General features: G+C 70.8%; 12 protein-coding genes and 1 pseudogene. 6 read left to right on the plus strand and 7 right to left on the minus strand.

What is annotated here, in order from left to right:
* Positions 1-12 precede the first annotated feature (12 nt).
* On the plus strand, positions 13-2,556 hold the full coding sequence (locus OG878_RS34315; RefSeq protein ID WP_328890368.1) for a sensor histidine kinase KdpD: 2,544 nt from the start codon (positions 13-15) through the stop codon (positions 2,554-2,556).
* 169 nt (positions 2,557-2,725) lie between these two features.
* Here OG878_RS34315 and OG878_RS34320 read toward each other — a convergent pair whose 3' ends face one another.
* The gene (locus OG878_RS34320; protein WP_328890369.1) at positions 2,726-4,909 is read right to left on the minus strand and encodes a discoidin domain-containing protein; all 2,184 of its coding nucleotides are present in this window, start codon (positions 4,907-4,909) and stop codon (positions 2,726-2,728) included.
* Positions 4,910-5,131: 222 nt separating this feature from the next.
* A complete protein-coding gene (locus tag OG878_RS34325) occupies positions 5,132-6,043 on the minus strand; it encodes a metallophosphoesterase family protein (RefSeq protein ID WP_328890370.1) in 912 nt (303 codons plus the stop codon).
* A gap of 111 nt (positions 6,044-6,154) precedes the next feature.
* Here OG878_RS34325 and OG878_RS34330 point away from each other — a divergent pair, with 111 nt between their 5' ends.
* Positions 6,155-7,147 (plus strand): aldo/keto reductase, encoded by a 993-nt coding sequence (locus tag OG878_RS34330; protein ID WP_328890371.1) that lies wholly within the window; start codon positions 6,155-6,157, stop codon positions 7,145-7,147.
* A gap of 35 nt (positions 7,148-7,182) precedes the next feature.
* On the opposite strand, the gene OG878_RS34335 is transcribed toward OG878_RS34330, so the two are convergent.
* Both OG878_RS34335 and OG878_RS34340 read right to left on the minus strand, forming a co-directional pair.
* The gene (locus tag OG878_RS34335; protein ID WP_328890372.1) at positions 7,183-7,578 is read right to left on the minus strand and encodes a nitroreductase family deazaflavin-dependent oxidoreductase; all 396 of its coding nucleotides are present in this window, start codon (positions 7,576-7,578) and stop codon (positions 7,183-7,185) included.
* A gap of 221 nt (positions 7,579-7,799) precedes the next feature.
* Positions 7,800-8,456 (minus strand): hypothetical protein, encoded by a 657-nt coding sequence (locus OG878_RS34340; RefSeq protein ID WP_328890373.1) that lies wholly within the window; start codon positions 8,454-8,456, stop codon positions 7,800-7,802.
* Between the two features lie 200 nt (positions 8,457-8,656).
* On the opposite strand from OG878_RS34340, the gene OG878_RS34345 reads away from it, so the two are divergent.
* Together OG878_RS34345 and OG878_RS34350 are read left to right on the plus strand one after the other, a co-directional pair.
* Positions 8,657-10,810, plus strand: a complete 2,154-nt coding sequence (locus OG878_RS34345; RefSeq protein WP_328890374.1) for a hypothetical protein — start codon at positions 8,657-8,659, stop codon at positions 10,808-10,810.
* Positions 10,811-11,211: pseudogene (locus tag OG878_RS34350) on the plus strand (IS5/IS1182 family transposase); the annotation flags it as partial. It abuts the gene before it with no gap.
* 15 nt (positions 11,212-11,226) lie between these two features.
* Here OG878_RS34350 and OG878_RS34355 read toward each other — a convergent pair.
* Both OG878_RS34355 and OG878_RS34360 read right to left on the minus strand, forming a co-directional pair.
* Complete coding sequence (locus tag OG878_RS34355; RefSeq protein ID WP_328890375.1) at positions 11,227-11,814, minus strand: histidine phosphatase family protein; 588 nt, start codon at positions 11,812-11,814, stop codon at positions 11,227-11,229.
* A 138-nt stretch (positions 11,815-11,952) separates the two neighbouring features.
* Complete coding sequence (locus OG878_RS34360) at positions 11,953-12,525, minus strand: hypothetical protein (RefSeq protein ID WP_328890376.1); 573 nt, start codon at positions 12,523-12,525, stop codon at positions 11,953-11,955.
* Between the two features lie 232 nt (positions 12,526-12,757).
* Here OG878_RS34360 and OG878_RS34365 point away from each other — a divergent pair, with 232 nt between their 5' ends.
* A complete protein-coding gene (locus tag OG878_RS34365) occupies positions 12,758-14,650 on the plus strand; it encodes an APC family permease (protein ID WP_328890377.1) in 1,893 nt (630 codons plus the stop codon).
* Between the two features lie 139 nt (positions 14,651-14,789).
* On the opposite strand, the gene OG878_RS34370 is transcribed toward OG878_RS34365, so the two are convergent.
* Positions 14,790-16,736: a discoidin domain-containing protein gene (locus OG878_RS34370; protein WP_328890378.1), complete on the minus strand. Its 1,947-nt coding sequence runs from the start codon at positions 16,734-16,736 to the stop codon at positions 14,790-14,792.
* Positions 16,737-16,934: 198 nt separating this feature from the next.
* Between OG878_RS34370 and OG878_RS34375 the strand changes: the two genes are divergently transcribed.
* Positions 16,935-17,957 (plus strand): LacI family DNA-binding transcriptional regulator, encoded by a 1,023-nt coding sequence (locus OG878_RS34375; protein WP_328890379.1) that lies wholly within the window; start codon positions 16,935-16,937, stop codon positions 17,955-17,957.
* The last annotated feature ends 64 nt before the right edge of the window (positions 17,958-18,021 follow it).

The following is an 18,021-nucleotide window of genomic DNA, read 5'->3' on the forward strand; positions in this document are numbered from 1 at the left end:
CGGGCGGGACACATGGGACGCGGGAAGCTCCGGATCTACCTCGGCTCCGCTCCGGGCGTGGGCAAGACCTACGCGATGCTCTCGGAGGGCCATCGACGGGTCGAGCGCGGTACGGACTGCGTCGTCGCGTTCGTCGAGCACCACAGCCGGCCGCGTACCGAAGTGATGCTGCACGGCCTGGAGCAGATGCCGCGCAAGGAGGTGGAGTACCGCGGCGCCGTCTTCACCGAGATGGACGTCGACGCGCTGATCGCGCGCCGGCCCGCCGTGGCCCTCGTCGACGAGCTGGCCCACACCAACATCCCGGGGTCGCGCAACGCCAAGCGCTGGCAGGACATCGAGGAGCTCCTCCAGGCCGGTATCGATGTCGTCTCCAACGTCAACATCCAGCATCTGGAGTCGCTGGGCGACGTCGTCGAGTCGATAACGGGTGTGCGCCAGCGCGAGACGGTGCCGGACGAATTCGTCCGGCACGCCGACCAGATCGAGCTGGTGGACATGTCGCCCCAGGCGCTGCGGCGCCGGATGGCCCACGGCAACATCTACAAGGCCGACAAGGTCGACGCGGCACTCTCCAACTACTTCCGCCCCGGAAACCTCACCGCCCTGCGCGAGCTGGCGCTGCTGTGGACCGCCGACCGGGTCGACGAGTACCTCCAGGAGTACCGGTCCGAACACCGGGTCTCCAAGATCTGGGGCTCGCGTGAACGCATCGTCGTCGGCCTCACCGGCGGACCCGAAGGCCGCACGCTGATCCGCCGCGCCGCCCGGCTCGCGGAGAAGGGCGCGGGCGGCGAACTGATGGCCGTGTACATCGCCCGCAGCGACGGTCTCAACTCCGCGTCCCCGAAGGAACTCGCCGTCCAGCGCACCCTCGTCGAGGACCTGGGCGGTACCTTCCACCACGTCATAGGGGAGAACGTCCCGTCGGCGCTGCTGGAGTTCGCCCGTGGCGTCAACGCCACACAGATCGTCCTGGGGGTGTCCCGCCGCAAGTCCTGGCAGTACGTGTTCGGACCCGGTGTCAGCGGTACGGTCGCGCGCGCCTCGGGCCCCGACCTCGACGTACACCTCGTCACCCACGATGCGATGGGCAAGGGCCGCGGACTGCCGATGACCCGGAGGAGCCGGCTCGGCCGCTCCCGGATCATCTGGGGCTGGCTGACCGGGGTGGCCGGACCCGCCCTGCTCACCGTCCTCCTCAGCAGCTTCGCTCCCGAAGTGGGGCTGGCCAACGACATGCTGCTGTACCTGTCGCTGACGGTCAGCGCCGCACTGCTCGGCGGGCTCCGGCCGGCGCTCTCCTCCGCGGTCTTCGGCTCCTTCCTGCTGAACTGGTACTTCACCCCGCCCATCCACACACTGACCGTTGCCGATCCGCAGAACATCGTGGCCATCGCGATCTTCGTGGGCGTGGCCGTCTCCGTCGCCTCCGTCGTGGACCTCGCGGCCCGCCGCACCCAGCAGGCGGCCCGGCTGCGCGCCGAGTCCGAGATCCTCTCCTTCCTCGCCGGCAGCATCCTGCGCGGCGAAACGACGCTGGACGCGCTGCTGGAGCGGGTCCGGGAGACGTTCTCGATGGAGTCCGTGGCCCTGCTGGAGCGGGAGAACGAGGTCGCGCCGTGGACCTGCGCGGGCAGTGTCGGTCCGAGGCCGGTCGGCCGTCCCGAACAGGCACATGTGGACATGCCCGTGGGCGACGACATGGCGCTCGCGCTCTACGGCCGGGTGCTGCCCGCGGAGGACCGGAGGGTGCTGGCCGCGTTCGCCGCGCAGGCGGCCGTCGTCCTGGACCGTCAGCGCCTCCAGAGCGAGGCCCAACAGGCACGCGGACTGGCCGAGGGCAACCGCATCCGTACCGCCCTGCTCGCCGCCGTCAGCCACGATCTGCGTACCCCGCTGGCGGGCATCAAGGCGTCCGTCACCTCGCTGCGTTCCGACGACATCGAATGGTCGGAGCAGGACCGGGCCGAATTCCTCGAAGGCATCGAGGCGGGCGCCGACCGGCTGGACCATCTCGTCGGCAACCTCCTCGACATGTCACGCCTGCAGACCGGCACCGTCACTCCGCTGATCCGTGAGATCGACCTCGACGAGGTGGTGCCGATGGCACTGGTCGGCGTACCGGAGGGCAGCGCGGCGCTGGACATCCCGGAGGATCTGCCGATGGTCGCCGTCGACAAGGGGCTCCTGGAACGGGCGGTCGCCAACGTCGTGGAGAACGCCGTCAAGTACAGCCCGGAGGGCAGGCCGGTGCTGGTGTCGGCCAGCGCCATCGCCGACCGCGTGGAACTGCGGGTCGTGGACCTCGGCCCCGGCATACCGGACGAGGCGAAGGACCGTGTCTTCGAACCCTTCCAGCGTTACGGTGACGCTCCGCGCGGCGCGGGCGTGGGCCTGGGCCTCGCGGTGGCCCGGGGCTTCACCGAGGCGATGGGCGGCACGCTGACCGCCGAGGACACGCCCGGGGGCGGTCTCACCATGGTCCTGACACTGCGCACGGAATCGGACCGGGCGGGGCAGCGGCCGGAACTTCCGGCCACCGCGACCTCGTAGGCGCGGTGTCCACCCGCCGCCCCGCCGCGTCCCGCCCCCGCAGCCGGCGGTGCTGCGCAGAATGCGCTCCAGTCCGTCGCCCGCGGTCCGCTCACGGTTGTGGGGCCCGGCAGTCGCTGCCGGGCCCCACGTCATCCGTTCACCTCACCAGGTCCTGGCCGGACCCTCCTCAGGGGAAGGACACCACCGTCGAGGGAACGGTCGAGGTGCCGGACGTGGGCGAACCCGTGCTGTTGATCACGTGTTCGTACTGTCCCTGGCCGCCCAGGGACACCACCAGCAGATCGTGGAACCTCACCCCGGACTTCACCGGGGCCTCGAAGCCGTGGTCCTGACGGATCGTCGGGTCCACGTTGAAGTAGCAGTAGCTGCCCAGGCCCCAGCCCTCGTGGTTGGCGACCGAGTCCGCGACCTTGTAGGCGGCATAGCCCTTGATGGTGCCGTTCTGCACGGCGGCCTGGTTCGGTGCGTCGTACGCCTTCTCGTTCTGGAAGAAGATCGTTCTGCCGTTCTCGCCGTACCACTGCACGTCGTACTTGTTGAAGTGCTCGACGAACAGGCCGGTGACGAGGACGTCGTCGCCGTTGACCCGCAGCCCGTAGTCGGCCCGGTTGGTCTCCCAGCCGACCCCCTCGCCGTGGTCCGCGCGCCAGATCCAGGTGTGGTCGACGATCGTGTCGTCACTGTTGATGACCATGCTGGTGGTGGCCTTGCCGGCGCCCGCGCCGCCGATCCGGACGAACACGTCCTGGACGGTGGTCGGATTGGCGGAGTGGTCGGCCGAGGCGCCGTCGGGGCCCACCTGGAGCAGCACCGAGGAGTTCTGCGGTCCGGCGTCGATCAGAAGACCGGCGAGTCTCACGCCGTCCACGTCGCCGACCCTGATCGCGGTCACGCCGTTGTCCGGGATGATCGTCGCGAGTCCCAGTCCGAGGACGACCGTGTTCGCCCGGTCGATGTCTATGGTCTGGTCCACGTGATAGACGCCGGGCGTGAACAGCAGGTGCAGGCCCTGCTGCACCGCCGCGTTGATGGTCTGCGCGGTGGCGCCGGGCTTGACCACGTAGAACTGGCTGAGCGGGATGGACTGGCCCTGTGGCGTACCGCTCCACGAGACACCGCGCGCATTGGTTCGCTTGGCCGGGACGAAGACCTTGTACTCGGCGCCGTCCAGGTAGAGGAACGGCTTCTCACGGGAGACCGGGGTGGTGTCGAGCGTGGTGTACGGAGGGTCGGGGAAGCTCTGCGCGGGTGCGCCCTCGACTCCGGAGAACGTCATGTTCCAGACGCCGTTGGTCCAGCCGCCGACCGAGCTGTCGCGGGTGTACCACTGCTGCTGGGAGTACGGTCCCACCTGGCCGTCGATCCTGCTGTCGGCGATGTAGCCGCCGCTGGCCCAGCCGTAGCCGTCGGGCGCAAGGTTGAGCCCGCCCTTGACGTGCATCCGTCGGAACGGTGCCGCCTGCGACACGGCCCAACGGTCCGTGCCGTTCACCGGGTTGAGCGCCAGATTCTCCGCTGAGCGCCAGAAGTTCTGCGTGGCGTTCCCGTTGAACCAGCCGGCGTCGACGGTCACGTCCCCGTTGAAGGTCGTGTCGTCCGGCTTGAGACCGAGCCCCGCGATGGAGGTGTAGAAGCCGAGCTGCGCATTGATGTTGTCGTACGTGCCCGGCTTGAACAGCAGCGCATAGCGCCCGTTCCCGAACTGCGCGGACTCCTGCTGCTTGAAGATCTCGTCGACCTTGGCCTGGATGCCGGGCGTCGACGGGTCGAAGACCAGCACATTGGGTCCGAGGTCGCCGCCGCCGGGGATCTGCGGGCCGCCGGTGTCGCCGGTGGTGCCGAACACCTGGAACTCCCAGAGCGAGTAGCCGTACGGGGTGGCCCGGGTGGTGCCGGTCAGCCGGACGTAGCGGGCGGTGCCGGAGACGTTCAGGGTCTCCGTGCCGCCGGGGCCGGTGGTGGTGGAGTAGGCGGTGGTCCACGTGGTGTCGTCGGTGGAGAACTCGATCCGGTAGCCGCTGGCGTAGGCCGCCTCCCACGTCAGCACGATCCGGGAGACCGAGGCGGAGGCGCCCAGATCGACCTTGATCCACTGCGGGTCGGAGAAGGCGCTCGACCACCGGGTGCTGTCGTTGCCGTCGACGGCGGAGGCTGCGGGGGTGCCGGCGTTCTCCTCGCTGGAGACGGTCACCGTTCTGCCCTGCGACAGCAGCGCGGGTGCCGCACCGGCAGGGGCGGCCGGGACGAACGCCAGCAGTGAGATGACGAGACCGGCGACGACGGCCAGCACGCCGGTACGTCGTCGGTCCGCCGAACGTACAGGTCTGCGGAGTACGGGGGGTGCATACATGGGGGTATGTCTCCTGGGTCGTGATGCGGGTGCACGACGCGCAGCATGAGAGCGCTCTCAGGCTGCGGGAGATACTTCTCTCTTGATTGGGACACGTCAATAGATGAGACAATAGTCGTTGTGTCAGGGCCTGTTGAGAACAAGAGTTGAACGAAGGGCGCTACCGATGACCCCGGGTCCGCGCCTGTCGGCGAGCGCAGGACTGCCGGCGGGCCGTTGGCTTCAGGGGATGTCGCCGGGCGGCGGCGGTGACAGCCGGACCCTGCGCAGTGGCTCGCGCGGCGGGCGGGCCCGCCACTCGCGCGGGTAGCCGATCGACACCTCTTCGAACCGCACCCCGTCGTAGTGGGTCACCCGGGGGATGTGCAGATGCCCGTAGACCACGGCAGCGGCACGGAAGCGGAGATGCCAGTCGCGGGTGAGTTCCGTACCGCACCACTGTGCGAACTCCGGGTGCCGCAGCACATCGGTCGGTTCGCGCACCAGCGGATAGTGGTTCACCAGGACCGTGCGGTGGTTGTCGGGGATGCCGGCCAGCCGGAGCTCGGTCTCCCGTACCCGCGCACGGCACCAGTCGTCGCGCGTCGGGTACGGGTCGGGGTGGAGGACGTACTCGTCGGTGCAGACGATCCCGGCCCGGTGGGCGATCTCCAGGGACTCGTCCTTGGTGGTCGCACCAGGGGCGCGGAACGTGTAGTCGTACAGCAGGAAGAGCGGCGCGACGGTCACCGGCCCGTTCGCGTCCTCCCACACCGGATAAGGGTCCTCGGGGGTGACGACGCCCAGACCGCGGCAGAGTTCGACCAGATGGAGGTAGCGTGCCTCGCCGCGCAGTTGCACGGGGTCGCTCGGGTGGGTCCACAGCTCGTGGTTCCCCGGGACCCAGACAACCTTGGCGAAACGTCCGCTGAGCAGCTTCAGTACCTGCTCGACGTCGGCGGCCTTCTCGGCCACGTCGCCCGCGACGATGAGCCAGTCGGCGTCGGTGCCGGGGCGCAGGGACGACACGATGTCACGGTTGTCGGCGTAGGCGACGTGCAGGTCGCTGACTGCCAGCAGCTGTCCGTCCGTGTGTCCGTTCAGGGCAGGAACTCCTCGTTCGCCGGTCGCAGCCGACAGCCACTGTAACGGCATCCCTTCCGGCGCGGCCAAGCTCCTTTCGGCGGAATGGAGTTCGACGGACGGCCAAAGGGCGGACGGGCATATGCCGTGCCCTCCCCGGCCGCCCCACCGCACCGGCGTAGCATGATCCCCATGGAACAGCGCACACTCGGCAGGACCGGTCGGAACGTATCCGTCGTCGGACAGGGCACCTGGCAGCTCGGTGGTGACTGGGGCGACGTCCAGGAGGCGGACGCCTTCGGCGTCCTGGACGCGGCCGTCGAGTCGGGCGTCACCTTCTTCGACACGGCGGACGTGTACGGGGACGGCCGCAGCGAACAGCTCATCGGCCGCTATCTGAAGGGCCGCCCGGACGCCGGCGTGTTCGTCGCGACCAAGATGGGCCGGCGCGCCGACCAGGTTCCGGAGAACTACGTCCTCGACAACTTCCGTGCCTGGAACGACCGCTCGCGGGCCAATCTCGGCGTCGACACGCTCGACCTCGTGCAGCTGCACTGCCCGCCCACCGCCGTCTACTCCTCGGACGAGGTCTACGACGCGCTCGACACCCTCGTGGCCGAACAGCGGATCGCCGCCTACGCGGTCAGCGTCGAGACGTGCGCCGAGGCGCTCACCGCCATCGCCCGCCCCGGCGTCGCGAGCGTCCAGATCATCCTCAACCCGTTCCGTCTCAAGCCCCTCGACGACGTCCTCCCGGCTGCCCGGGCGGCCGGTGTGGGCATCATCGCGCGGGTCCCGCTCGCCTCCGGGCTGCTGTCCGGGAAGTACACCAAGGACACCGTCTTCGCGCCCGAGGACCACCGCACGTACAACCGCCACGGCGAGGCGTTCGACCAGGGCGAGACCTTCTCCGGCATCGATTACGAGACCGGGGTGACCGCGGCCGCGGAGTTCGCCGGTGTCGCTCCCGAAGGGGCGACACCGGCCGGGACCGCACTGCGCTGGATCATCCAGCAGCCCGGCGTCACCAGCGTCATCCCCGGTGCGCGCTCCGTGGACCAGGCCCGCGCCAATGCGGCGGCCGCGTCGCTTCCGCCGCTCCCGGAGAGCACCCTGGACGCGGTCCGGGACCTCTACGACCGCCGGATCCGTGCAGAGATCCACCACCGCTGGTAAGGGGATCGGGCCGGCTGCCTCGGGGGCCGGCCCGGTCAGCCGGTGAGATCGACCCGTACGGTCAGCAGATTCGTGCCGACCGCCCGGACGGCGGCGCTGTTCAGGCGCGGCAACGTCCTGAGCCGCGCACGGGGGTCGTCCTGCGGGACGAGGTGCGCGGTCCCGGCGTGCCAGCGTCCCCTGATCCGGACCCTGACCTGCGGGTCGGCCTGGATGTTGCGTACGTACTGCGACTTCTCGCCGTACTCCGAGACCAGCCAGAACTCGTTGCCGACGCGGCGTCCGCCGACCGGCGTCCGGCGCGGCAGCCCGGACGAGCGTCCGGTGGTCTCCAGAAGTGTCTGATGCGGCAGCCGGCGGAGCAGCGGATTGCCGATCCGCCGCTGGAACGACGTGACAGCCCGGAACTTCATCTCGTGATACCGCGACATGCGTGACTCTCTCCGTCGGCGCCGGTGACCTCTCCGGAGGCCACGGTAGTGGGAGGCCGCCGCACGGAGCGCCCTCGCGTCCGGTCGAGTCGGTGCCGTCGACCGGGTGGGCCGAATGCGCCGCGGGTCCGCCGGTGCCGTCGAAGGCGGGCCCTCCTGGGGTGCCGTTGTGGGCACAGGGGTTGCGGCTCGTCGGGCTCGCGGAGCATCCCTGGCCGGGGTCAGGCTCCGGTCGCCGTCGTGCGAAGGAAGCGGTCGGCGCCCTTGGGCCCGGCCAGACGACCGAGTTCCAGCCAGGAGCCGTCCGCGAAGCGGATGCGGAACGCGGCGAAGCCTCGCGGCTGCCCCGCCTCCGCCTCGATGCGCGCCTCGCCGGCCCTGAATTCCGCCACGATCTCGAAGTCGTCGGCCTTGGTGGCCGCGAGACGGCGGCGCGGCGAGGCCGCGACACAGATACGGTCCCGGTCCAGCAGGACGAGCCGTCGTGGACTGGGCGACTGCGAGAACCAGCGCAGCATCAGCTGACCTGCCGTCAGATTCCAGTCCCCGTCGAAGATGCCGTTCCCGGGCCCCCGGTCCCTGGCCGGCGTCCCTTGCCGCCGGTTGGGGTCACTGCGCCGCGACCGGCCCTCGATCAGCCGGTCGATCTGCTGCCCGAGCATGTCGATCAGACAGATCGGGATGATGACGGCACAGAACACCACCGCGCCCACGTAAACCAGCAAGTGGTGGCGTCCCTTCAACCGCCCCTTGCCCGCCGCCCGGTGCACATCTCCGGGCGGCTTCGGTATGGACCGGGGGACGCTGCACCACACCAGGGCCGAGGGTTCCGTGCCCAGCACCTTCGTGGCTCTCCGGTGCACCTTGCGATTCGCCATGCCGCGATCCTAGGGGCGCGACCCAGGTACGCCTGCCGAAGCGGCCGCCCAGGAAGAATCGTCGTCGGACAGCAGCCGCGGGGGCCCATGAGCGTCTCAGCTGACCCGCGTGGGCGGTTGACGGCCCGTCCGCCGGTTGCGGGCAGCCCCGGCTGTGGCTGGACGTTCTGATGTCAGAGCTGCCTGGCACGATCGCCTGCATGGAACTCGCACGCGCGCTCGACGACCTGGATGCCCGCCCCTGGTCCGTCATCTCCCACGCCTACGGCAGCGCGGAGGATCTGCCCGACGTGTTGCGCGCTCTGGCCGGGACCGACCCGAGCGCGGCGGATGAGGCCGTGACCGAGCTCTACGGGAGCGTGTTGCACCAGGGGACCGTCTACGCCGCCAGCGCGGAGGTCGTGCCGTTCCTGGCCCGCATCGCGGCTTCCGGCCATCGGACGGCCGACGTACTGGAGTTGCTGGGCGGCATGGCCCAGAGCGAGGACGAGCACGGCGTGACGCCGGGAACGGTGCGGGCGGCCGTGGCCGAGCAGCTCCCCCTGCTGCTGCCCATGCTCGACGCTGTGGAACCGGGCGTCCGCCGGCGGGCCGCCTGGGCCGTGGCCCACACCCGCGCCGTCGATTCCGTCCTTCCCCCACTCCGAGCATGCTGGGACCGGGAGTCCGCCGCTCCGGTGCGCGCGGAGCTCCTGACCGGGATCTCCCGTCTCGATCCGGCGCTCGGCGCCGCCCTGGCCGCCACCGTTCTGGACATGTCCCACCCGGCCGAGCTGCGCATGGCCGCCGTCTTCACCGCCCTGGACGCGGACTCGCCCTGGACCGACGCACACCACACCACGATGCTGTCCCTTCTGCCCGCCGATCCGCTGATGGCGGACCACCTCGACCTCGAACGCAACGAACCCCTGGCCGCGGTCGTGGAGATGCTGCTGAGCCGGAACGGTGATGCGGGCCGGGAGGCAGCGTGTGTGCTGTTGGACGCCGGGCTCCGCGATGAGCGGGCAGAGGTCCGCGCCGAGGCCGTGTGGGCGGCTGACCGGGCCTGCATGCTCTCCCGGAGCGCCCCGAAGCTGCTGCTGCCAGGGCTCGTCTCGACGGCCGTCGACGACCGGGCGGTGGTCGCCGTGGCGTCCCTCCTGGGCCGTCTGGGGAGCGCCGCCGCGCAGGCCGCGCCGGTGCTTGCACCACTCGCCGGCCGCAACCCGGACCAGGACGACGACCTTGCGGACCGCGCTCTGGCCGCGCTCGTGCCGGTGGCCCCGGTACAGGCCGCGCCGCTCCTGGCCCGCGGGCTCGGACGACGACCTCGTACGCTCGACGCCGCTGCCGGATTCCGGGTGCCGGGCGACTCCGCTTTCCCCTACGACGGCGAACTCCTCGACGCCGCCCGTAGCCGCCTGTCCCGGCCGGGTGACCTGTGCGGCAACGAGCCACGGCACCTGACGAGCCTGCTCGCCGGGTGGGGTGCCCGGGCGGCTGAGGCACTGCCGGAGCTGTACGCGGCGCTTGCGCACTTTCCGGGCCAGGCAGCCCGAGCCATCACGTCGATCGCGGCCGCGTCGGTATCCGGCGAGCGCGCACGGGCGGCCCGGGAGTTGCGGGCCGCCGCCACGAACGGCTCACTCCCGGCGGCGAAGGCCCTGTACGACCTGACCGGGGAGGACCGCCTGTTGCTGAACTGTCTCACCCGCCGGCTTGCGGACGGCTCCCGCGAACTCAGGGAGGCGGCCGGGACGGCAGGCGCACTCGGCCCCCGGGCTGCGTCGCTGGCTCCGGCGCTGCGCGCGGCCCTCAGCGAGGTGAACGGCAGCGCCGTCATCCCCGTCCTGGACGCGGACACGGCAGTTGCCGAGGCGCTGTGGCGCATCACGGAGGACGCCACCGTGGTGGTCACGACCCTGGACTCCGTCTTCACCCGGGCAGCACAGAGCCCCTGGTCCCAGTGGTCCGCAGTACGGGCGGCCCGGGTGGCGGCGCTCCTGGGCCCTTCCGGCCGACCGCTGACGCCTCGTCTGAAGTCCCTCCTCGGTGACCCGGTGCAGGCGCCGGCGGCGGCACTCGCCCTCGCCGCAGTGGCGGACCCCGGCTCGCTCGACCGCACCGCACTCGCCACAGTCGTACTGGACTCCGCCGAGCGGGAGGCGGATCCGATGGGAGCGTGCGACGCGTTGGCGGCCCTGGGCGCCGGAGCCCTGACGCCCGACCACCTGCGCCGGCTGAGCGCTCTGGCCGAGGGCGACCCACGGGTGATCCGCTCGGGCGTGGAGAACCGGATCATCCGGCAGGACGAGGCCTTCCAGGACCGGGCACGCGAACTGCTGGCAGCCCTCACGGACCACGCCGGGCCCTGAAAGGGGGGAGCTGACGGGCCGAATCCTGAGGATCGGGGTAAGACGGGCTCAAAGTTCCACTGGATCACGGAGTGCACCGGTCTGCCCATCTTGGTCGGCGTCTCCGGCGCTCACACCCACGACAGCCAGGCGCTGGAGCCGCTCGTGTGCGGGATTCCGCCGATCCGCTCCCGTCGTGGGCCGAGGCGACGCCGTCCCGCCCTCCCTGCCGACACGACCACCTGCGACGATGGCTCCGCGCCCGCCGCATCACGCCGGGCATCGTCCGCAAGGGCGTCGAATCCTCCCACCGACTGGGCCGCTACCGCTGGACCATCGAACGCAAGGCCGAGCACTTCCTTGCCTTCGCCGGCATCGCCGCGACACTCGTCTGCTTCCGGCGCCTCTCGCGCCAGAGGTGACGCAGCGGGCTTCCCCTACGGGACGTTCCAGGCGGAGATGAAGGGCTGCCCTTCCTCGGTGGCCAGAAGGCTGAGAGTGCCTGGGTGCGGGTGGCCGAGCAGGCGGCTCGCGGACGCGTCGAGGCCGAGCCAGCGCACGGTGAGCACGCGCGCCAGATGGCCGTGCGCGACGACCGCGACGTTGCCGTCGCTCAGCAGCGGACGGATGCGGTCCAACACCGCGTCCGTGCGCGCGGCCACCTGCGCGAGCTGCTCGCCGGGGTGGTCGGCGTCGCCGGGAATGACGCCGTCCCGCCAGAGGTCCCAGTCCGGCCTCGACTCGCGGATCTGCTCGGCGGTCAGGCCTTCGTAGCCGCCGTAGTCCCACTCCAGCAGGTCGGCATCGGGCTCGGCACCGGTCAGGCCGGCCAGCTCGGCCGTCCGCATTGCGCGGCTCAGCGGGCTGCTGAACACGGCGACCGGACGGCGGTGGGCCAGCCTCGGAGCAAGAGCCCTGGCCGCAGCCTCGCCCGTGTCGGTCAGCGGAACGTCGGTCCGGCCGGCGTGCCGGCCCGACAGGCTCCACTCGGTCTGGCCGTGCCTGATCACTATCAGCTCACCCATAGCCGCGCACGCTATCTGATCTTGCCGCACGCCGAGACGGTTTCGTGGCCATCGCCACCGTCGCCTGCCCCTCATCATCTGCGGCAACATGCCGACCTATTGAGATGGCTCCCAAGGGCAGGGGGAAGGCGGGAGGTACTACTCCAAGCCGGAGACCTGGAACACCGTTCGGGCCGTCCTGAGGTCGATACGGTCTCCGAGCTGCCGCAGCGCGGTTGCCCCGCTGAGCAGCGTTCCGCGCTCGACGCACGCGCGGGCATCCTCCCCCAGCCGGTGCCACAGCGCCGGGTTGTCGACGAACACCTGGGGATCGACCTCGACCCGGCGGCCCTCGGTGTCGCGGAGCACCAGGCGTTGCGCGACACCGTCGGACCAGCGCACGGTCACGAGCCGGTCGGTACGGACGGCACGGGCCCGCAACAGCCCGCGGGAGGAGAGCCAGCCGGCGCCCGCGCAGACCCGCGGTTCCACGAGGACCAGGCACAGCGTCAGCGCGATGGCCGTCCACAGCGGCGCGCGCAGCCAGGTGAGACGGCCGGCGACCGCGTCGACCGCGAGCAGCAACCCCAGGAGGGCGGCGGCGCAGCCGATCGCGAATCGCACCTTGCCGGCCCAGGTCTCGTCGTACGCCGTCATACCCGCGGGGCGCAGGGCGCGGCCGCGGCGGTCGGGGTGCGGGCCGGGCACTGTGCGGGCGATCCGTCGTTGCATGGCGTCGAGGCTAGGGAGGGCGCCCCGGCCGGTCAGCGCCTTTTGACGAACCGCTGACGCCACGGCGGCATCTCCTGACGGATACCTGACGGCCCACCGGCGGCCGGCTGGAGACCCGTGTAAAGAACGCGTGAAGACGGGGAGGGCCGGCGCCAAGATCTCGCCAGGACGGGGCGCTTACGACCAGGGGCAGGCGCAGTCTGATCGGACCTGAACCGAAGGAGTTCGCTCCATGTCCGCCCTGACCACCGAGCCCGCACCCAGTGGTGCACAGCCCGGCGCCGAGGACCCCCCCGATACCGGCGCTCAGCACAAGCTCACCGCCGTCACCGGACTGGCGGCGCTCTCGCTCGACGCGATGGCCTCGGTGGCATACGGCCCCGAGGCCATCGTGCTGGTCCTTGCCGCCGCCGGGGCGCACGGGCTCGGCTTCACCCTGCCGGTCACCGTCGCGATCGCCGTTCTGCTGGCGGTGCTGGTGGCCTCGTACCGCCAGGTGATCGCCGCGTTCCCGGACGGCGGTGGCAGCTATGCCGTCGCCAAGGCATACCTGGGCCCGCGCACGAGCCTGGTCGCGGCCGCCTCCCTGGTCCTGGACTACGTACTCAACGTCGCCGTCGCGGTGACCGCCGGCGTCGCCGCGCTCACCTCGGCCTTTCCCGCGCTGTACGGCGACCGGGTCTGGCTGTGCCTCGTGGTCCTCGTGCTGATCACCGGGGTGAACCTGCGCGGGATCGTCGACTCGGCGCGCGCATTCGTCGTGCCGACCGTCGTCTTCGTCGGCTCGATCCTGGTGCTGATCGCCGTCGGGCTGTTCCGGGACGCCCCGGTCTCCACGGAGGCCGCCGCCGGGCACGCTTCCGTGCTTGCCGACAACGCCACCACCGTCGGCGCACTGCTCCTGCTGAAGGCATTCGCCTCCGGCTGCTCGGCGCTGACCGGCGTCGAAGCCATCGCGAACGCCGTCCCGTCCTTCCGGGCCCCGGCCGCCCGCCGCGCGCAGCATGCGGAGATCGCCCTCGGCGCGCTGCTCGGCGTGATGCTGATCGGGCTGTCCGTCCTGATCTCCCGCTTCGGACTGCAGCCGGTCGAGGGCGTCACCGTCCTCGCGCAGCTCGCCGACGCGTCGGTCGGCCACAACTGGGCCTTCTACGTCATCCAGTTCGCGACGATGACCCTCCTGGCGCTCTCGGCCAACACCTCGTTCGGTGGCCTTCCGGTGCTGCTGAAGCTGCTGGCCCGTGACAACTACCTCCCGCATGTCTTCGGGCTGAAGGCCGACCGCCAGGTCCACCGGCACGGCGTACTGACCCTTGCTGCTGTCTCCGCGGCGCTCCTCGTCTTCTCCGGCGGCGACACCAACACCCTGGTCCCGCTGTTCGCGATCGGCGTCTTCGTCGGCTTCACCATCGCGCAGACGGGCATGGTCCTGCACTGGCGGCGGTCACGTGGACCGCGCCGGGTGGGCAAGGCGCTCCTCAACGGTTTCGGCGCCCTGCTCGCAGGTGTCTCCGCCGTCGTCGTGACCGCGACCAAGTTCCACGACGGTGCGTGGCTGATCGTGGTCGCGCTGCCGGTGCTGGTCGCCGCGTTCGAGTTCGTCCACCGCGCCTACGGAAGGATCGGCGAGCGCCTCGGCGTCGGACGCATCCCCGAACCCCCGCACCGGGACCGTTCGTTGGTCGTCGTACCGGTCTCCTCGCTGACCCGTCTCACCAGCGAGGCGCTGACCGCGGCGGTGTCTCTGGGGGACGAGGTCAGGGCGGTCACGGTCTGCCACCCCGACCCGGAGGACCATGCCCTGAGCGAGGCGCTGGTACGGGACTGGGCACTCTGGGACCCGGGCGTGTCACTCGTACGGCTCGCCTCCGACCGCCGCTCGCTGGGCCGCCCGATCGCCGCGTACGTACGCGAGCTGGCCGCGGCCGAGCCCGGCACCCGGATCACGGTACTGATCCCCGAGGTCGAGCCCGCCCATCTGTGGCAGCGCGTACTCCAGAACCAGCGGGGCGCGGTGGTGGCGCATGCCGTACGCCGCGACACCCGCGCGGTGATCTGCCGGCTCCGCTTCCGGCTGGACCCCGGTCAGGAGCGGGTGCGGGCTCAGGAGCGTCACCGGGGCTGACGCGGGCGGCCGGAGGGTGCCGGCGGGTGAGACCGGGCGCGCCCCGGCTCTCGCTGGAACCAGAGGGACCGCGCGAACCGCCTGCCGGTGGTGGACCGGCAGGCGGTTCGGGACCCTGGCGCGGAGCTGGGGGCAGACGTCAGTTGTAGAGCCGGATGTCGGCGAGGCTCCACCAGCTGCCGGCCGTCCCCGTGGACGTCACCCGCAGATGGCGGGCGCGGGTGGCCGGGATGTCGACATCGGTGTTCTGCCCGGCCGCAGTACCGGCGCCGACATCACGCCAGTGGGTGCCGTCGTCGCTGACGGAGAGCCGCCAGGCCCTGGCGTAGTCGCCCAGGTTGTCCCCGCTGTCGAGGGCGACCCGGCTGAAGGCGGTACGCCGGCCCAGATCGATCTGCAGGTACTGCCCCGGCTCCTGCGACTCTCCGCTGGTCCAGCGCGTCGAGGCGTCGGCATCGATCGCCAGGCCGGCAGAACCCTGCCCGACGGGCTGGGAGTTCGCCGTCGCGCCGTCGAGGGAGAGCTCATGCAGCCGCGGGCTCAGGGCATGGGACCCCGGCCAGGTGAAGGTAGCCAGTGCGCCGCCCGGGAGCGTGTACTTGAAGGACCGGTCGCCCACCGCGACGGCGAACGTGCGGGGATCGTCGTTCTCGTTGTGGACGATCAGCGCGGTCGACCCGTCGGGGTTGCGGAAGGCGACATCGGTGATCTGGCCGTTCCAGCCGGTCGTGCCGAAATTCGTGCTGGCGACCCGGACCGCACCCGGCTTCACGAACTTCGAGAGATGGCCGATGGTGTAGTACTCGGCATTGGTCGTCACCGTGCCGTCCGTCTGCGTGGTGAGCAGGCCGGTGCAGGTGTCGCAGCCGCCGTTGTGCGGTCCGCCGGTGGCGTCGAGGGCTATGTTCCAGTCCGCGACGGACTTGGCCCAGTTGCGGGTGGTGCCCACCGTGATCGTCCGCGCGTGCCAGGTGAGAGTGGACCGGAAGAACTGCTCCGGTGTGTCGGCCTCCCCGTGGGAGCCCGAACACTCGGTGAACCAGACGCCCTTGTCGGGGTGTGCGTCATGCAGGGCGCTCTGTGCGCTCGGGTCGCCCGAGTAGCAGTGATAGGCCGTACCGGCGACCCACCGTGCCGCCTTGCTGTCCAGGATCTCGTAGGGGTAGTCGGTCTCGGGGCTCTCGCCCGGCGGGGTGGAGGCGGCGTCGCCGGGGTGGGTGCTCCAGTTGTGGTCGTAGGCGAGGATCTTGGTACGAGGGCTGGATCTGTGCAGCAGCGGCCCGAGTGCCTCGATGACCGCGGCCTCCTGGCGGACGGGCAGATCGGTGCCGGGGTAGGCGCTGGGCTTACGGTTCTGCGGCTCGTTCTGCACCGTGAGGTAGTCCACCGGAACGCCGGCGGCCGCGTACGCCTGCACGAACTTCACCAAGTAGCGGGCATAGGCCCGGTAGACGGCGGGGTCGTCCTTGAGCCGACCGCCGACCAGGGAACCGCCGGTCTTCATCCAGGCCGGGGGGCTCCACGGTGTCGCCATGACGGTGAGGGACGGGTTGAGGTGCTTCGCCTGGCGCAGCAGAGGCAGGATCTGCTTCTCGTCGTGCGCGATGCTGAAGTGCTTCAGTTCGTAGTCGGTCTGCCCCGCCGGAACGTCGTCGTACGTGTAGTGCTCCGGTGTCGCCGTGAAGTCCGAAGATCCGACGGGCTGACGCAGGAAGCTCACACCGATTCCCCGTTCGGGGTCGAAGAGCTGCTGCATGGCGTCGTTCCGGGCAGCGGGGGCCAATGCGCTGAGCACGCTCGCCGACGAGTCCGTGAGCGCCGCGCCGAAGCCGTCCATGCGCTGGTACGTGTGGGTGGGGTCGACGGTGATGGTGGTCCGAGCCGATGCGCCCGGCTGGAAGGTGACCGGTGCCCGCCGGTGGAGCAGCTCCGAGCGGTCCGTGGTGGTGACCCAGACCGCGGCCTGCGGGGCAGTGGCGTGGGCCGGCTGTTCTGCGGGCGCCTGGGCGGACGCCTGGAGGACGGTTGCGCCGGCCAGGCAGAGGGCGAGAGCAGTGGCCATGGCAGCGCTGCGGACAGGTCTCATTGTTCTCCTCGAAGGCAGGGGGTCCTTTGTAACAAAATGAAACGCATCTCGCGGAAACGGTGCAACGTGACTGGTGTGCGCTACAAATAAACGGAACCGTCTGCCGCAAGTCAAGATGCTGGACAATCAATTGGCAGCTCACGGCCACACAAGGGCAGGGGACAGGGAGTGTCGCAATGAAACGAAATTCTGAAACAAATGGCTAGGCCGAGGTCGACCGGGGTGACGGTCCGGGCCATCGCCGCCGAAGCGGGCGTCTCCATCGCCACGGTCTCCCGCGTGCTGAACGGTCACGCCCACGTGACGCCGCAGACCCGTGACGCCGTACGGGGGGCGGCCGAACGGCTCGGTGCCGACGCGACGTTCCCGAGCGCGGCCGGCCGGCCGGCCGGCGCCGTGCTCGTCCGCTGCCCGTACGTGCTCACGGACTACTTCGGCATCATCGTCTCGTCGATCACGGAGACCCTCGACCTGCACGGCAGGCAGGTCATCCTCAATGCCGGTGAAGGAAGCCGGGATTCGAGTGCGCTCGCCGGTCTCGCCGACCGGTCGGGGGCCGACGGCGCGATCCTGATCCTGCCGCCCGAGCCGAGCGGCGAACTCGTCGCCCTGCGCGCCCGCGACTTCCCGTTCGTGGTGGTGGATCCGCGCACACCTCTGCCGCGTGACATCGCCGGGGTGTCAGCCGCCCACTTCGCCGGAGCGCGAAGTGTGACGGCCCACCTCGTGGGACTCGGTCACCGCCGCATCGGTGTGATCGGCGGCCCGGACGAATGGATGGCGAGCCGGTCCAGGCGCGCCGGCCACGCCTCGGCGCTCGCCGATGCCGGTGTGCTGCCGTCCCCGGAGCTGATCAGCAGCGTTGAGCCCACCGCCGACGCGGGGCACGGCGCGGCGTGCCGACTGCTGGCACTGCCGCAGCGGCCGACGGCCCTGGTCGCCTTCAACGACAAGGCGGCCGTGGGCGCCCTGCGCGCAGCCCATGAGCATGGCTTGCGTGTTCCCGAGGACCTCTCGATCGCGGGCTTCGACGACGACTACTTCAGCAGCAGTGTCGTGCCGTCGCTGACGACCGTCCGGCAGCCACTGGAAGAACTCGGCCGGATGGCGGTGAGTCTGCTGACGCGGCTGATGGCCGGTCATGCCGTGGAGGCCCTGCACGTCGAACTCGCCACGGAGTTGGTCGTACGGGATTCCACCGGCCCGGTGACACACGCCTGACGGCAGGGCGCGGCCGGTCCGCCACCTGTGTCCCCTCGGGTGGCGACGGCCCGGCGGTACGCCT

The sequence above is a fragment of the Streptomyces sp. NBC_00316 genome (assembly GCF_036158715.1).
Classification (GTDB): domain Bacteria; phylum Actinomycetota; class Actinomycetes; order Streptomycetales; family Streptomycetaceae; genus Streptomyces.

Bases quoted from the DNA above. Each gene is read 5' to 3' on its own strand.
- OG878_RS34315 (WP_328890368.1), top strand. From the start codon at position 13: ATGGGACGCGGGAAGCTCCGGATCTACCTCGGCTCCGCTCCGGGCGTG.
- OG878_RS34320 (WP_328890369.1), bottom strand. From the start codon at position 4,909: ATGTATGCACCCCCCGTACTCCGCAGACCTGTACGTTCGGCGGACCGA.
- OG878_RS34325 (WP_328890370.1), bottom strand. From the start codon at position 6,043: ATGCCGTTACAGTGGCTGTCGGCTGCGACCGGCGAACGAGGAGTTCCT.
- OG878_RS34330 (WP_328890371.1), top strand. From the start codon at position 6,155: ATGATCCCCATGGAACAGCGCACACTCGGCAGGACCGGTCGGAACGTA.
- OG878_RS34335 (WP_328890372.1), bottom strand. From the start codon at position 7,578: ATGTCGCGGTATCACGAGATGAAGTTCCGGGCTGTCACGTCGTTCCAG.
- OG878_RS34340 (WP_328890373.1), bottom strand. From the start codon at position 8,456: ATGGCGAATCGCAAGGTGCACCGGAGAGCCACGAAGGTGCTGGGCACG.
- OG878_RS34345 (WP_328890374.1), top strand. From the start codon at position 8,657: ATGGAACTCGCACGCGCGCTCGACGACCTGGATGCCCGCCCCTGGTCC.
- OG878_RS34355 (WP_328890375.1), bottom strand. From the start codon at position 11,814: ATGGGTGAGCTGATAGTGATCAGGCACGGCCAGACCGAGTGGAGCCTG.
- OG878_RS34360 (WP_328890376.1), bottom strand. From the start codon at position 12,525: ATGCAACGACGGATCGCCCGCACAGTGCCCGGCCCGCACCCCGACCGC.
- OG878_RS34365 (WP_328890377.1), top strand. From the start codon at position 12,758: ATGTCCGCCCTGACCACCGAGCCCGCACCCAGTGGTGCACAGCCCGGC.
- OG878_RS34370 (WP_328890378.1), bottom strand. From the start codon at position 16,736: ATGAGACCTGTCCGCAGCGCTGCCATGGCCACTGCTCTCGCCCTCTGC.
- OG878_RS34375 (WP_328890379.1), top strand. From the start codon at position 16,935: ATGGCTAGGCCGAGGTCGACCGGGGTGACGGTCCGGGCCATCGCCGCC.